General features: G+C 61.9%; 15 protein-coding genes. 4 read left to right on the forward strand and 11 right to left on the reverse strand.

The window, feature by feature from the left end; genetic code table 11:
* Positions 1-11: 11 nt before the first annotated feature.
* From D3F01_RS06755 to D3F01_RS06790, 8 genes are all read right to left on the reverse strand, one after another.
* The gene (locus D3F01_RS06755; protein ID WP_242887233.1) at positions 12-1,121 is read right to left on the reverse strand and encodes a putative glycoside hydrolase; all 1,110 of its coding nucleotides are present in this window, start codon (positions 1,119-1,121) and stop codon (positions 12-14) included.
* Between the two features lie 26 nt (positions 1,122-1,147).
* The gene (locus D3F01_RS06760) at positions 1,148-1,756 is read right to left on the reverse strand and encodes an Rnf-Nqr domain containing protein (RefSeq protein WP_242887236.1); all 609 of its coding nucleotides are present in this window, start codon (positions 1,754-1,756) and stop codon (positions 1,148-1,150) included.
* On the reverse strand, positions 1,753-2,472 hold the full coding sequence (locus D3F01_RS06765) for an Rnf-Nqr domain containing protein (protein WP_097771378.1): 720 nt from the start codon (positions 2,470-2,472) through the stop codon (positions 1,753-1,755). Before D3F01_RS06765 ends, D3F01_RS06760 begins: the two co-directional genes overlap by 4 nt.
* Complete coding sequence (locus D3F01_RS06770) at positions 2,469-3,473, reverse strand: RnfABCDGE type electron transport complex subunit D (protein WP_242887239.1); 1,005 nt, start codon at positions 3,471-3,473, stop codon at positions 2,469-2,471. The genes D3F01_RS06765 and D3F01_RS06770 overlap by 4 nt, the downstream gene beginning before the upstream one ends.
* Before the next feature lie 13 nt (positions 3,474-3,486).
* Entirely contained in the window at positions 3,487-4,137 is a 651-nt protein-coding gene (rpe, locus tag D3F01_RS06775) for a ribulose-phosphate 3-epimerase (protein ID WP_097771380.1), read from the reverse strand.
* A 254-nt stretch (positions 4,138-4,391) separates the two neighbouring features.
* Positions 4,392-5,906, reverse strand: coding sequence for a HAMP domain-containing sensor histidine kinase (locus D3F01_RS06780; RefSeq protein ID WP_117477081.1), 1,515 nt, complete (start codon positions 5,904-5,906; stop codon positions 4,392-4,394).
* On the reverse strand, positions 5,906-6,604 hold the full coding sequence (locus D3F01_RS06785) for a response regulator transcription factor (protein WP_005934701.1): 699 nt from the start codon (positions 6,602-6,604) through the stop codon (positions 5,906-5,908). The genes D3F01_RS06780 and D3F01_RS06785 overlap by 1 nt, the downstream gene beginning before the upstream one ends.
* A gap of 135 nt (positions 6,605-6,739) precedes the next feature.
* Positions 6,740-8,020: an L-serine ammonia-lyase, iron-sulfur-dependent, subunit alpha gene (locus D3F01_RS06790; RefSeq protein WP_097771382.1), complete on the reverse strand. Its 1,281-nt coding sequence runs from the start codon at positions 8,018-8,020 to the stop codon at positions 6,740-6,742.
* A 177-nt stretch (positions 8,021-8,197) separates the two neighbouring features.
* Here D3F01_RS06790 and ychF point away from each other — a divergent pair, with 177 nt between their 5' ends.
* Both ychF and D3F01_RS06800 read left to right on the forward strand, forming a co-directional pair.
* Positions 8,198-9,331, forward strand: a complete 1,134-nt coding sequence (ychF, locus tag D3F01_RS06795; RefSeq protein ID WP_097771383.1) for a redox-regulated ATPase YchF — start codon at positions 8,198-8,200, stop codon at positions 9,329-9,331.
* Between the two features lie 67 nt (positions 9,332-9,398).
* On the forward strand, positions 9,399-10,082 hold the full coding sequence (locus D3F01_RS06800) for a 5'-methylthioadenosine/adenosylhomocysteine nucleosidase (RefSeq protein ID WP_242887242.1): 684 nt from the start codon (positions 9,399-9,401) through the stop codon (positions 10,080-10,082).
* A gap of 16 nt (positions 10,083-10,098) precedes the next feature.
* On the opposite strand, the gene D3F01_RS06805 is transcribed toward D3F01_RS06800, so the two are convergent.
* The 3 genes from D3F01_RS06805 to malQ form a co-directional block, all read right to left on the reverse strand.
* A complete protein-coding gene (locus tag D3F01_RS06805) occupies positions 10,099-10,539 on the reverse strand; it encodes a hypothetical protein (protein ID WP_005934706.1) in 441 nt (146 codons plus the stop codon).
* A gap of 60 nt (positions 10,540-10,599) precedes the next feature.
* Positions 10,600-11,394 (reverse strand): diguanylate cyclase, encoded by a 795-nt coding sequence (locus D3F01_RS06810; protein ID WP_242887260.1) that lies wholly within the window; start codon positions 11,392-11,394, stop codon positions 10,600-10,602.
* Positions 11,395-11,589: 195 nt separating this feature from the next.
* Positions 11,590-13,131 carry a 4-alpha-glucanotransferase gene (gene malQ / locus D3F01_RS06815; protein WP_242887263.1) on the reverse strand — a complete coding sequence of 514 codons (1,542 nt, stop codon included), beginning with the start codon at positions 13,129-13,131 and terminating at the stop codon, positions 11,590-11,592.
* Positions 13,132-13,255: 124 nt separating this feature from the next.
* Here malQ and D3F01_RS06820 point away from each other — a divergent pair, with 124 nt between their 5' ends.
* Both D3F01_RS06820 and trmB read left to right on the forward strand, forming a co-directional pair.
* Positions 13,256-14,443 carry an alanyl-tRNA editing protein gene (locus D3F01_RS06820; RefSeq protein ID WP_242887266.1) on the forward strand — a complete coding sequence of 396 codons (1,188 nt, stop codon included), beginning with the start codon at positions 13,256-13,258 and terminating at the stop codon, positions 14,441-14,443.
* A gap of 169 nt (positions 14,444-14,612) precedes the next feature.
* The gene (gene trmB, locus D3F01_RS06825) at positions 14,613-15,365 is read left to right on the forward strand and encodes a tRNA (guanosine(46)-N7)-methyltransferase TrmB (protein WP_242887269.1); all 753 of its coding nucleotides are present in this window, start codon (positions 14,613-14,615) and stop codon (positions 15,363-15,365) included.
* Position 15,366 lies beyond the last annotated feature (1 nt).

A 15,366-nucleotide genomic window follows, 5' to 3' on the forward strand; every position in this document is an offset into this window, starting at 1 on the left:
AAACGCAGGGATCACTCAAAATAGCTGGCGGCATCGTCCCGGATGACCAGATGCTCCACACCTGCCTCGGTCAGGGAGAGGGTCATCTCCTCCCGGGCCGCTGCATCCAGCGTAGAGGAGGACGGGACCTTCACCAGCAGGTTCTTCACGCCCAGCTGGGCCGCAGGGGCTCCCAGCTGGCTGGAGGAGCCGGTCACCTCGGCCAGCGAATAACCATACCAAAGCGTCACCGTATCTCCGAAGCGGGCCTGCCAGGCGGCGATATCCGCAGTCAGCTGCCCGGCACGGTCCACACCGTTGGTGTTGCCATAGTCCTGCTTGGCGCTGGTGGACGAGGGGAACTGGACATTTTCCAGCAGCACCTGATCAAACCCGGCGGCGTGCACCTCGGCGATCAGATCACCGATATACTGCACGGTCTCCGCGGCGTAGGGGTTCAGCCAGGGGTTGCCTCCGGCGGAAGCCTTGTTGTCCAGCCAGAGGTACTCCTGCCCCTGATACCGGATGGCCAGAGCACGGTCGGCCCGGGCACCGGCAGGGTCACGGAAGGCATTCAGCGCGGCCACCGGCACCAGCCCCTCTTCCTTGAAGATGGATGCCACACTCGTCAGCTCGACCTGCGTGGGGGCTGCATTGGCGGCACCCACCGCCGTCTGGGAGGCGTAATACACCTGCCCGGCGGTATCCTTCAGGGTCAGGATGGCATAGGTCATGCCCTGCGCCTTGAGCTGCCGGGCGGCGGAGCGGATGGCGGCCTCGTCGGTCAGGGTGGTCACATCCACCTCTGCCCACAGGCCCGTCACAATATCAGTGCCCTTGACCGCCGGCTCCGGCTCCTTTTCCGGCACCGAGGAAGCTGCCGGTTCGCTGGCAGCGGTGCTCTGTGCCCCGGAGGATGCACTCTCGCTGGCAGCACTGGATGCGGAAAGGTCACGATCCCGCACCACGGTATACCAGGTGTGGGTGGCCCAGTCCAGCACATGGGGCGCGGCCACCCAGGCCGCTGCCAGCACAGCCACCACCAGCACCGCAATGCCGATGCCCTTTTTCAGCCGCATCTCACGGGTGTAAAAGCTGCGCCGGTAGCGCTTGACCTTCTGGCGTTTGGGATATCTTGCCATAATCAACCACCCTCCTTGGGGTCAACTTACAGGATCACGGAATGGCCGGTAAAGCCGTAGATGGCCAGCGCCAGCACCCCGATATAGATCAGGGTGATGGGCAGGCCGCGGAATGCTTCGGGGATGGCCTTGCTGCGCAGGCGGTTGCCCGCCTCGGTCACCAGCATCACAGCCAGCAGGTAGCCCAGGCCGCTGCCCAGGCCAAAGCCGATGGACTGCGCCAGCGTAAAGCTCTGGGTGCGCTCCACCAGCGCGGTGCCCAGCACGCCGCTGTTCACGGCGGCAATGGGCAGGATTCGGATGAGCAGGCCGCTGCGGGGGCCTTTGACCGCCCGCAGGATGGCGTGCTCAAAGATGCAGACCACCGCCACACAGGCCAGGTAGAGCAGCGGGCGGAGCGGGGCACGGTAGGGCAGATCCACGATCTGGCTGCTCGCAAAATACGCCAGCGGAGCCACCAGCGTCTGGGTAACACAGAGCAGCAGGGCAAACCACCAGCTGCTGGTGCGCTCGTCACCCACCAGCTGGATCAGGCGCGACACGCCCAGACCACGGGTAAAGATGGCGTTCTGGGCAAACAGGGCCAGCACGGCGTAGGCAAAGGCCACACCGATGGTATTCATCACAGCACTCACTGATCCTGCACCTCCTTCCGGGGGTGCGCAGCCAGAGTGCCGCGCGCCTCAGTTTTCAGGTATTCCTTGTGTTTGCGGGCCAGCGCGCGCCAGACGGCACACACCACGCCCAGCACGATGAAGCCGCCTGCCGGCATGGATGCCATGGGCAGGACAGAGCGGCTGAGCTGGATCCCGAACACACTGCCCAGCGCCAGCCACTCCCGCAGGCAGCCCACGATGAACAGGATGAGCGCGTAGCCCACCGTGATGCGCAGACCCTTGGAGACAGCCTTGTGCATAGATTCCTGTACGCGGCCAAAGCGGTAGGTCAGCAGGGGCTCCACCACCAGCATAGGCAGGTAGATGCCCAGCATCAGCAGGTCGGTGCCGAACACGGCGTTCAGGATGGGATAAGCGGCGAGGTAGACCACCGCCGCACTGCCGCTGTACACCAGCGCCCGGGGCAGCAGCTTTTTCTCCAGCTCTTCCGGGGCGGGCTGCTCGTCCCGCAGGGGGAACAGGCGGCTGACCAGGCAGGCCAGCATCCGGGAAGGCGTGAGCAGCAGGGCCACAGCCACGGCCAGCATCAAAGCATTTTTGCCTGTGGTGGCAAGCACCACCAGCGGAGCCAGACCCATGCCCTGCATGACAACGGGGTTGTTTTTGAATACCCGGTCATGGTGGGCGAACTTTTCAGGATCACGGGTGATCAGTTCTGCAATGGAGCGTTTCATTCAGCGCCCTCCTTTCCGGCCGCAGGGCGGTGCATCAGCTGGTACAGGCGGCTCTCGGTGCGGTCCATCCAGCCGGAAATGCTGTTGACCGTGAGCAGAGCAAAGCAGACGCCCGTCTCGTACACGCCGTAATACCGGAAGCCCATGGTGATCGCACCCACCAGCACACCGTACAGGATGCGGCCCAGATGGTGATGGGCGCAGGTGTAGGGCTCGTTGAGCAGGAACACCGCGCTGAACAGCATGGCACCGGTCAGCAGCTCATCCCGCACACACTGCAGGCGCAGGGCGATGTCCACGCCGTTTACCCCCACCTGACGGGGGAAGAGGAAGGCGATGAGGGCACAGGTGACCACAAAGCTGACAGAAGCGCTCAGACGGACATCCTTTTGCAGCCAGAGGAAAAGCCCACAGGCCAGAAGGATGAGGGCAGCACCGGTGCCCATGGGGGCGGCGTACTCGCCCAGCCCCAGCGAAATTGCGCCGATGTTCAGGCTGCCGCCGCTGCGCAGGGTATCCGAGATGGTGCTGGACACCGGCACGCCGGTGGCATCCCACAGGGGGATGTTGATATAGGGCTGGGGGTAGCGGAACACCTGCTCCGGCCAGGACACCGCCGCCACGGCGTAGCCCACAGCAGCGGGGTTGAAGGGATAGCTGCCGTAGCCGCCAAACACCTCCTTGCCGATGAGGACACCGGCCAGCACCGCCATAATGACCACATACCAGTCCACCGTGGCGGGCATGAGCAGGGCGATGATGAGGGCAAAGCTCTCGTTGGAGAAATCCCCGGCCCGATACACGCGGCGGCGCAGCAGGGAGACCAGGCGGTCACACAGATTGCCGGTGAGCAGCGCCGCGCCGCAGAGCAGCAGGGGCCGCAGACCGTACAGGAAGCAGGCCATGCAGAGCAGCGGGATGGTCATAAAGCAGACGTGCAGATAGTACCGCCCCGTCTTTGCAAGCTCCTGCTCCTGCTGCTGGATCAAACGTTCATCCATGGTAAGGCACCTCTCACAGGGCGGCCAGACGGCGCACTGCCGCAGCCGGGTCGGCTGCGCCGAACACGGCACTGCCCGCCACCAGAATATCGGCACCCGCCTCCACACACAGGGGGGCGGTGGTGTCGTCCACGCCGCCATCCACTTCCAGCAGGTAGCGGGCGCTCCGCTTTGCCCGCTCTTCCTTGAGCCAGCGCAGCTTTTCCAGCGCCGAGGGCATGAACTTCTGCCCGCCGAAGCCGGGCTCCACGCTCATCACCAGCACCAGATCCAGCTGGTCGAGATACGGGGCCAGCGCCTCCGGATCCGTACCGGGCTTGATGGTCAGGCCCACCTTGCAGCCCAGTGCCTTGACTGCATCGATGGTCTGCTGGATGTCGTCCTCGCACTCGAGGTGGAAGTTGTACAGGCTGGCACCCGCCTTGATGAAAGGCTCTGCATACTGCAGCGGGTGGCTAATCATCAGGTGGACATCGTAGAATGCTGCGGGCATCCCCTTGTGCAGGCTTTTCAGTACCGGCACGCCAAAGCTGATGTTGGGCACAAAGTGGCCGTCCATCACGTCATAATGCAGCATCTGCGCACCGGCATCCAGCACCATGCGGCAGTCTGCGCCAAGCTGATTGAAATCAGCCGAAAGGATCGAAGGACTAATGATCGTCATTGTGTTTTATACTCTCCGTTATTTTTCAGAAAGATTACACCATCCGTTCTGCCGGAGCACCTGTTTTGGGGCCGGAATGCAGGGCGGGCATGGTTACTCTTAGTTTACATGAAAACACGCAAAAAATCAAACCCGGAGCCGTGTTTTTCACGGAAAAGTCTCAAACCTTCCCCTGTATCCATCCAAAATCCATTCCAAAACCAAAAACGACCAGACCGCCCCGCCCGTTTCAGGGGGACAGTCTGGCCGCGGATTCAGTTGACAGGCTTCATGCTGGCGGGGTCCTCCACCGGCACAGGCTGACCGGATTCGTCCGGCAGGCGCTTCATGCCGCTGGGGTTGGGGGGCGTGGCGGGCAGGGTGAACACGAACTGACACCACTCGCCCTGCTGGCTCTCCACACGGATCTGGCCTCCGGAAAGGTTGACCAGCACCTTGCAGATATTCAGGCCAAGACCGGCCCCCCGGGCGTGCAGTCCGCGGGACCTGTCCTCTTTGTAGAAGCGCTGGAACACATAGGGCAGCGCCTCGGGGCTGATGCCCTGACCGGAATTCCAGATCGAGATCTCCACCTCGGGGCCCAGCTTCTCCACATGGAACTTGATGGTGCCGCCCGCCGGGGTAAACTTGATGGCATTGTCCAGAATGTTATAAGCCACCTGATGGATGAGGTCGGGGTCCGCGTAGACCAGCACCTTTTCATCCATGGTCAGGCCTTCCAGATCGATCATGCCGTCATTGATGCGCTGCTCCGCCGAAAGGGCCACACCGGTGAGCGTCTCCCAGATGTTGAACATACGGGCGTTCACCTGATACTCGCCGCTTTCCAGCTTGGAGAGATCGAGCATGTTCTGGATGAGCCGGGCCAGGCGGCCGGTCTCCTCGCTGACCAGCTGCAGGTAGTGGTTCTGCATATCGGGCGGGATGGTGCCGTCCAGAATGCCGTCCACAAAGCCCTTGATGGTGGTCATGGGGGTGCGCAGCTCGTGGGCGATGTTGCCCATGAACTGGCCGCGGGAATTGTCGTTGGACTGGATGTTCTCCGCCATCTGGTTGAAGGTGCGGGCCAGATCCACCACTTCGCCCTCACCTTCCACGCCCTCAACACGGACAGAGAAGTCCCCGCCGCCAAACCGCTGGGCGGCATCGGTGATCTTCTGGAGCGGGTCTGTCAGCTTCCGCATCAGGAAGGAGGTCAGCACGCTGGCGCAGAGCAGCATGATGCAGGCCGAGAAGAAGAAGTTCGACCAGAACTCCTCCTTGAAGTCGGTCAGCCGCGCACCGGAGGAGCAGAGGAAGAGATAGCCGCTGTTGTTGCCCTGGGCATCCTGCATGTGCCGCACCGAGACATAGCTCTTCTCCGTCAGCACACCGTCCAGCGTGCTCAGGGTGTGGTAGGGCTGATCCCCGGCAACTTTTTTCATAAGCTCCGGCCCCACAACATCTGTTCCCACCATCTCGGGGTTGGAGGCAATGAGGACCCTGCCCTCTTCATCGGTAAAAAACAGGTAGGCCTCGGCGCTCTCGCCGATGATCTCCAGCTTGGTGTTCAGGGCATCCAGCTCGGCCCCCTTGGGCAGAGCCGCCTGCTGCACGATATAATCCGCCGCGCGCTGGGTCACATCCGCCACGCTGTCCAGCGTGTCGTACCGCTCCTGGGCAAAATAACGGCTGAACAGCAGCCACTCGGAGCACCCCAGCACCGCCGTGCCCAGCACCAGCAGGGTGGCCACCATCGAAAAGAAGGTAACCGAAATACTTTTGCGCATTACTGACGCACCTCGAACTTATAGCCCACGCCCCAGACGGTCTTGAGCTCCCACTTATCGGAAGCGCCCGCCAGCTTTTCGCGCAGGCGCTTGACATGGACATCGATGGTGCGGCTGTCGCCGTAGTACTCAAAACCCCACACCTCGTCCAGCAGCTGGTCGCGGGTGTAAACACGGTTGGGGTGGGAGGCCAGGCAGTTCAGCAGCTCCAGCTCCTTGGGGGGAGCTTCCACCACCTTGCCCTTGACCCGCAGCTCGTAGCTGTTCATGTCCAGCCGCAGGTTGTCGAACTCGATCACGCCCTCAGTGCTCTCAGTCTGGGCGGTGGTGGTGGTGCAGCGGCGCAGCACCGCCTTGATGCGGGCCACGACCTCCTTGGTGTCAAAGGGCTTGACCATGTAATCGTCCGCGCCCAGCTCCAGGCCCAGCACCTTGTCAAAGGTCTCGCCTTTGGCGGTCAGCATCATCACCGGGGTGTTGCCCAGCTTGCGGATGCGGCGGCAGACCTCCAGACCGTCCATCTTGGGCATCATCACATCCAGCAGCACCATATCGGGCTTGACCTGATTGAACTTGTCCAGACCTTCTTCGCCGTCGTTCGCGGTGGTGACCTGATAGCCCTCCTTGGTCAGATAAAGCCGCAGCAGCTCGCAGATGTTGGTATCGTCGTCCACGACGAGGATCTTTTCGTTTGCCATAGTGGTTTCCTCCCCAATTCTGTATGTTCCGGCCCTTTCGGGCCTTGTGACAAAGTATCCACTTCTTATTATACGGAAGAGTTATGACAAAATAAAGAAGGTTTTGTATGATTTTTGGGACGCAGGCTCCGCCGCTCAGCTCATCATCAGCCGGATGATCTCCTCATTGGTCTGCCGCATCCCGTCCTTGCCCAGACGTCCGATGCCCTTGATGGTGGTCTCGATGTCCTTCATCACGATGCCATCGCCGCCCTTGAACTCCTGATTGCACTTGTACATGTTGTAGCCCAGCAGCGCCGCATCCACCGAAGATGCGATCTTTGCGGCGCAGGAAGCCTTGGCTCCGTCGCACACGATGCCGGACACGATGGCAAGGGCGTTGACCACCGTGTGGATGGCAGCCTGATAGCCGTCGCCGCACAGGTACACGATGCCTGCGCCTGCACCCGCACCCGCGCTGACCGCGCCGCAGTAGGCAGACAGGGTGCCGATGCCGGTCTTTTCGTGGATGGCCACCAGATTGGAGATGATGAGGGCGCGGTAGAGCTTTTCCTTGCCGCTGTGCAGCTCCTTGGCGTACTCGATGAGGGGCACCGAGCAGGTGATGCCCTGATTGCCGCTGCCGGAGTTGATGATGACCGGCAGCTCGCAGCCGTTCATGCGGGCATCGGAGCCGGCGGCGGCCTTGGCTTTTGCGCGGTTGGAGACATCGTTGCCGTAAGTGGTCAGCAGCACCCGCCCGATGTTGGCGCCGTAGTCGCCCAGCAGGCCCTCTTCTGCAATGGCGTTGTTGTAGCGGATCTGCCGTTCCAGCAGGTCTGCCACGTCCCGCAGGTCGGCGGTCTCGGCAAAGTCCCAGATATCCTGCATGTTCAGCAGGCTGCGGTCGGCGCGGGCATCCGCCTGCACGGTCTCGTCCAGCAGGGGCACCTCGTACAGCACCGTGCCGTTCTTCTCAATGCGGCAGATGTTGGTGTGGTAGTCCGCGATGCGCACCCGGGCGTAGTCCTGCCCGCAGCGCTCGGTGACGACGATGTCAAACACATGCCCCTGCTCGGTGTGCTCGATGGTGATGGGCACCGTCTGCAGATAGTCCCGGATAGCAGACTTCTTTTCCTCGCTGACCTCCGAGATGACCTCCAGCTCCTTCTCGGCGGAACCGGCGATGATGCCTGCCGCCACCGCCGCCTCCATGCCCTTCAGGTGCCCGGTGTTGGGCACGATGACGCTTTTCACGTTCTTGATGATGCTGCCGCTCACCTGCAGCTGCACGCTGTCCGGCAGCACCCCCAGCACCTCGCGGGCTTTTGCCGCCGCATAGGCCAGCGCGATGGGCTCGGTGCAGCCCATCGCCGGGATCAGCTCCTCCTTCAGGATCTCCACATAAGCCTGATAGCGCGGGTCGTTGCGTTCCATAACATCCTCCTGCCTTCCCTTCCGGAAATCGGTTCGTATTTTAAGAACAGTATAATATAGAACTCCCGCCGTGTAAATCCGTTGTTTTGCGCCCATCCCCTTGCGCTCCGGGTTTTCATCGCGTATAATGATAGTTGTATCGTTATGCCAAAAAAACGTGTAAGGAGCGTATTTTATATGAAGTTAGGTATCGTCGGTCTGCCGAACGTCGGCAAGTCCACTCTGTTCAACGCCATCACTTCCACCAAGAACGCGGAAGCCGCCAACTACCCCTTCTGCACCATTGAGCCCAACAGCGGCATTGTGGCCGTGCCGGACAAGCGGCTGGACAAGCTGGCTGAGATCTGGCAGACCAACAAAAAGACACCTGCCATCGTGGAGTTTGTAGACATCGCCGGTCTGGTCAAGGGTGCCAGCCAGGGTGCCGGCCTGGGCAACAAGTTCCTGGGCCACATCCGCGAGTGTGATGCCATCGTGCATGTGGTGCGCTGCTTTGATGACGACAACATCATCCATGTGGTGGAGGACGTAACCAAGGCCGAGGCCGTGGACCCCATCGCCGACATCGATGCCATTGACTACGAGCTGATCCTCTCTGACCTCGAGGTCGTTCAGAACCGCGCGGGCCGGATGGCCAAGGCTGCCAAGAGCGGAAACAACAAGGGTGCTGCCGCTGAAGCCGCCTGGCTGCAGAAGCTGGCCGACCACCTGAGCGCAGGCAAGCCCGCCCGCAGCTTTGACTTTGACGAGGGGGATGCCGAGCAGCAGGCCGTGCTGCACGAGATGGGCCTGCTGAGCTCCAAGCCCGTGCTCTACGCCTGCAACGTGGGCGAGGACGACCTGATGGAGGGCATTGAGAACAACCGCTATGTCCCGCTGGTGGCCGCCCGCGCCGCCGAGGAGGGGGCCCGCTACATTCCCATCTGCGCCAAGACCGAAGAGGACATTGCCGACTACTCCCCCGAGGAGAAGAAGGCTTTCCTGGCCGAGATGGGCATCGAGGCCAGCGGCCTGGACAACCTGATCACTGCCAGCTACGACCTGCTGGGTCTCATCTCCTTCCTGACCGACGGCAAAAAGGAGTGCCGCGCCTGGACCATCCGCAAGGGCACCAAGGCACCTCAGGCCGCCGGTAAGATCCACAGCGATTTCGAGCGCGGCTTCATCCGTGCCAGCGTCATCGGCTATGGCGACCTGGAAGCCAACAACTTCGATTATGCCGCTGTCAAGGCCAAGGGCCTGCAGCGCACCGAGGGCAAGGAGTACGTCGTGAAGGACGGCGACGTGATCGAGTTCCTGTTCAACGTCTGATGTATGATAAAAGTGTCTCCCGCGCGGCGCGTGGGAGACACTTTTGCCCAGGAGAAAGGACATCTATATGATTATCGGAATTATGGGCGCAATGCCCGATGAAGTCGATCAGCTGTGTGCAAAACTGGAAAATGTCACCGTGGAACCCTACGGCGGCGTGGAGTACCACAGGGGCACGCTGGCAGGCAAGCAGGTCGTGGTCTGCTGTGCAGGCATGGGCAAGGCCAATGCCGCCGCCACCACTCAGGTGCTCATCACCCGATACGGTGCCGAGAAGATCATCTTCTCCGGCATTGCAGGCAATATGACCAGCAAGATCGGCATTGGTGATGTGGTCATTGGCAAGACGGTGCTCTACCACGATGCCCAGCTGGACATGATCTGCCAGAACCCGCCCTACCTGAAGGAGTACGCCGGTGATCCGGCCCTCATCGCCACCGCTGAAAAAGCCTGCGCCGAGGCCGGGGTCAAGGCCCTGACCGGCAAGATCGCCACCGGCGACCTGTTCGTGGGCGACAGCGAGACCAAGGCCGCCATCGAAGCCAAGTGCGCCCCCGACTGCGTTGAGATGGAGGGTGCCGCCGTGAGCCAGATCGCCGCCAAGAACGATGTGCCCTGCGTCATCCTGCGCGCCATGAGCGACAATGCCGACGAGGACGGCCACGAGGTGCTGGTGGTGAAGAAGTTCAGCATCGCCGAGTACGTGGCTACCGCCACCAGGATCGTGGCAGCCATGGTAGAAGCACTCTGAGCAGCCGGAGCGGCCTTTACAGAAACTGCTCCAGTTTCAGCCGGTTCTCTTCCTCCAGATCCTGCAGTTTCTGCATCAGGCGCTTGGAGCCGGGGGCCGCATCGGGATAATCCTTCTGGCTCTTGATGCAGTCCATCACGCCCTGACTGCTTCCCTCGCTGAGCATTTCGGCCAGATTGCGGGTAGATCTGTCGGTGAGCGTTTTCATCCCGATGCCCATTTTGGTGTTGAGCTTTGCCATGATGCTCTGGCCCTGAGCCGTGCCGCCGCAGGCCTCGATGGCGGTGTGGGCCTCCTGATTCAGTTCCCGGTAGAGGTTCCGCTCCCGCAGGAGCTCGGCCCGGAAGGCAGGGTCCTCGGTCATGGGCACGATCTGTTCCAGCGTGTTCTTGCCCATCTCCGTGTTCTGCACCACCGCTTCCAGCAGATTCAGGTTATCATTTTTCTGATTTTCCATACAAAAATCCCCCTTTGTGGCACTAGCTTGTACCGCAAAGGGGGATTTTATGCATTCGGTTTATTTGCTGCAGATCTGGTCGCCGCCGGCGGCCTGGGCCGCCTTCAGGCGCTGCTCACACAGCTGATACAGTGCGTCCCAGTTTTTGCCCCGCACCTCGCCGGTGCAGGCGCAGCCGATGGACTGGGTAAAGGGCACCCGGCGCATCAGGCCCACCGATGCCACACACGCGCGGGGCATCTCGGCATAGATGCCGTTCAGCTCCTCGGCCAGCTCTGCGCAGTTCTTATCCGCGCAGCCGATGGCGAACAGCGTGTCCGTCAGGCGGCAGACCACCCGCTCTGCAGGGCGGTCGTAGTACTTTTTCCACTGGTTGGCCACAAAACAGACCAGCTGGTTCATCACGGCATCGCCCTGCCGGGTGCGCATCCCGTCCTCATCGTCCAGCGCCACCAGCGCCAGCGAAGCACAGCGGTGAGCATCCGTCCACTCATCCAGCCGGGTGCAGAACTCCGTTTCAAAATAGCGGCGGTTGAACACGCCGGTCAGGAAATCGTGATTCATATCGTCCCGGCAGAGCTCCCGCTCCCGCGCGGTCATCCGATCCTCCGGCAGGTCGCTGCCCGCCAGCGGAGCCGTCATCTGCAGCTGCCAGAGCTTGCCGTCCGCCTCGATCAGGCGGCGCAGCACGCAGTCCACCTGCCCATTGCGCAGGACATAATCCACCTGCAGGCCATCGTCCTGCCAGGTGTCCGCGGCCTCCTCATCGGCTTCCGTCAGGGTCACGTCTTCAAAGGCGGTCTGTGCGTTTTCTGCAAAGGCGCGCAGATCCTGTTCCGTCCATTCTTTTTTCATGCGTTTTTCCCCATTATCCGGTGCCGGACTCTCTCCCCTCCGGCACAGCTTTGCCACACGGCCGCTGAAAGTGCAGCCCCCATTACCGGAATTATACCATCTCGTGCCGGGCGTTTCCAGCAAAACGCACAAACTTTAACGTATTTTTTTACATTTTCGTCAAATTGCTAAACACACTCCGGATTTCCGGCCCGGTTATGTACGGCAGTACACGGCGCACTCCGCCAGAATGCGCTTGGCCAGCGCGGCAGTGTCGAACCCATCGGCGGCGCGCCAGCTCCAGTTTCCGCCCAGCTTGCCGGGGCTGTTCAGGTGGGCTTCCTCGCCCAGGCCCAGCCAGTCGGCCATGGGGATGATGGCACGATCGGCCACAGAGCCCAGCGCAGCCCGGAGCAGCGCGGTGCGGGCCGCCTCTGTTCTGACAGCGGCCACCTCCTTTGCGGTGGGCTGACAGCCGGTCAGATGCAGGTAGGCGGCGGCCACAGCCTTCTCCTTGGCCGATGCGCTCTCGTCCCACCAGGCGGTCAGCGTCGTGTTGTCATGGGTGCCGGGGTAGACCACGCTGTTCTTGACGTGGTTGTGGGGCAGGTACTCGCTGTCCCCGCCGCCGAACGCGAACTGCAGCACCTTCATGCCCGGGAAGGTGCTGTCTGCCAGAAGCTCCCGCACACTGGGGAAGAGCTCACCCAGATCCTCGGCGATGATGGGCAGCTTGCCCAGCGCACCTTCCAGCGCGTTGAACAGCTCCATCCGGGGGCCGGTCTCCCACTTGCCGGTCTTGGCGGTAGTGCTGTCTGCCGGGATGGCCCAGTAAGTATCAAACCCGCGGAAGTGGTCGATGCGGAGCAGGTCATAGATGCCCAGCGCATGGCGGACACGCTGGATCCACCAGGCATATCCGGTCTGCTTATGGTAGGGCCAGTTGTACAGCGGGTTGCCCCAGAGCTGGCCGTCTGCCGAGAAGTAATCCGGCGGGCAGCCTGCCACCCGGGCAAAGCCGCCGTCTGCATCCAGCTCAAACAGCGGGCCGCCCACCCAGGCATCCACGGAATCTGCCGAGACATAGATGGGGATATCGCCCAGGATCTGCACGTTGTTAGCATTGGCGTAGGCTTTCAGCTTCTTCCACTGGATGCTGAACTCGTACTGCAGAAACTTCCAGAAGCCGATCTCTTCCTCGTTCTCTGCCTTAAAAGCTTCCAGCGCCTGCGGCTCCCGCTTGCGGTACTCCCGGGGCCACTCGGTCCAGCTCTTCATGCCGTTGGCGGTCTTGAGGGCCATGTAGAGGGCATAATCCTCCAGCCAGCCCTCGTTTTCCAGCGTGAAGGCATAGTACGCATCCGGATAGTAGTGGGCACAGCCGTGCCGGCCTGCACACTGCCTGCACCAGGCGGCGTAGGCGGCACGCAGGATCTTGTAGCGGCTGGTGTACAGGGTGCCGTAATCCACGTTCAGCGGGTCCTTGCCCCAAGGCTCGGCCTTGAGCTGGGCGGCTGTCAGCAGCCCCTCGGCTTTCAGAGCATCCAGATCAATGAAATAAGGGTTGCCCGCAAAGGCAGAGCAGCTCTGGTAGGGGCTGTCCCCATAGCCCGTGGGGCTCAGGGGCAGGATCTGCCAGATCTTCTGGCCTGCCGCCGCAAGGAAATCCACAAATTTTTCTGCCTTTTTGCCAAAGCAGCCGATCCCGTAGGGGCCGGGCAGGCTGGACACCGGCATCAGAATACCACTTTCACGCATTGTAAATCCTTCCTCGTCTCAAACTTTTTGCTGGGGCTTGTCTGTTTTCTATCATAACATAACTGCAGACTATTTTCCACAGGCAAAAAACGTGGTATACTTGTTTTTATATTAGGAGGTGCTTATGCAGCCAACTGAAAAATACTATGAACACGATGCCTACCGCCGGGAGGCGGTGGGGCATATTTTAGCCGCAGAGCCGGACAGCCGGACCGGCGGCGGGCGCATCGCGCTGGACGGCACGGTGTTTTACCCCGAGGGCGGCGGCCAGCCTGCCGACCGGGGCACCCTGACCCTTGCCGACGGCACAGTGCTGACCGTCACCGATGTCCACGAGCAGGCAGGTGTCATCTGGCACATGGTCACTTCCCTGCCCGCCGGGGCGGTGCCCGGGGCCGAAGCGGCACAGGCCATCGACTGGGCATGGCGCTTTGACAAGATGCAGCAGCACACCGGCGAGCACATCCTCTCCGGCATCCTGCACAGCATGTTCGGGGCCGAGAACGTGGGCTTCCACATCGGCTCCGATGCCGTGCGGATGGACACGGACATCCCCATCTCCGCCGAGGGGCTGAAAGCGGCCGAGACTGCCGCCAACCGCATCATCTGGGAGAATGTGCCGGTGAACATCACCTACCCCACCCGGGAGGAGCTGGCCGCCCTGACCTACCGCTCCAAAAAGGAGATCGAGGGGCAGGTGCGGATCGTGACCATCCCCGGGGCGGATGTCTGTGCCTGCTGCGGCACCCACACCGCCTTTACCGGCGCGGTGGGCCAGATCAAGATCCTGGCCGCCGAAAACTATAAGGGCGGCGTGCGCCTGAGCATCGTCTGCGGCGGGCGCGCGCTGGAAGCCGCGCAGGCCATGCGGGCGCGGCAGGCAGAGATCGGTGCCCTGCTCAGCGCCAAGGCCAGCGAGACGGCCAACGCCGTGCACCGGGTGTATGACGAGTACACCGCCCTGAAATTCACCCACTTCGGGCTGTGCAGCCAGCTCTTTGACGCGCTGGCCGCGCAGGTAACACCCGGTGCGGATGCCATCCGCATCGTGCCGGGGCTGGACCCGGACGGCCTGCACCGGCTGGCTAGCCGCCTGAGCGAAGCCACCACCGGCCTGTGCGCGGCCCTGACCCCCAACGAAAAGGGCACCGGCTACTGTATCGCCCAGGCGGGCGGTGATGTCCGTGCCCTGACCAAAGCCCTGAACGCCGCCCTCAATGGCCGCGGCGGCGGCAAACCCGGCATCTGTCAGGGAAGCTGCGCCGCAGAGCCGGAACAGGTGGAAGAATTTTTGCGGAAGCAAGACCGGTAAGCATCCTCGCCCTCTCCGTCTTTGCTTCGCAAAGCCACCTCTCCCAAAGGGAGAGGCTTTGGCAGTGCGGAAAACCATCCGTTTTTGCCAAAGGCTCCCCCTTTGGGGGAGCTGGCGCGTCAGCGCCTGAGAGGGCGAGCCACGTTAATTTTAAGGAGAACAACAAACTATGAGAATGCGTTTCAAACCCTACGCCCACGATGAGCTGATGGCCGCCGATTTCCACGTCCACGAGCCCCTGATCTGGGGCGGCAAGTGGCACGCACAGTATGCCCGCCCGGAGCAGCCCTTTGTGCTGGAGCTGGGCTGCGGCAAGGGCGGCTTCCTCTCCCAGCTGGCCTGCGCCCACCCGGAGAACAACTATCTGGGCATCGACATCACCGACAAGGTGCTGATCCTTGCCAAGCGTAAGATCGAGGCCGCTTACACCGAGGCAGGCCGCCCCATCGACAACGTGAAGATCATGAGCACCGACATCGAGCGCATCAAGGGCGTGCTCACCGCCGAGGATACCGTCAGCCGCATCTACATCAACTTCTGCAACCCGTGGAGCAAGAACGCTTCCTCCAACAAGCACCGGCTCACCTATCCCCGCCAGCTCATCCAGTACCGCGAATTCCTGAAGGACGGCGGCGAGATCTACTTCAAGACCGATGACGACGATCTGTTCCGCGACAGCCTGGAGTATTTCCCCGCTTCCGGCTACGAGATCACCTGGAAGACCTTTGACCTGCACGAGAACGAGCCGGAGTGGAACATCCGCACCGAGCACGAGGGGATGTTCACCGAAATGGGCATCAGGATCAAGGCCCTGATCGCCAAAAAGCTGCCCGGCGATGAGACCGTGACCTGGATCGAGCCCAAGGTCCTGAAAAAAATGAAGGCTGCGGAGGAAGCTGCTGCCGCCGCAAAGGAGGCGTAAG

The sequence above is a fragment of the Faecalibacterium sp. BCRC 81149 genome (assembly GCF_022750605.1).
GTDB lineage: Bacteria > Bacillota > Clostridia > Oscillospirales > Ruminococcaceae > Faecalibacterium > Faecalibacterium duncaniae.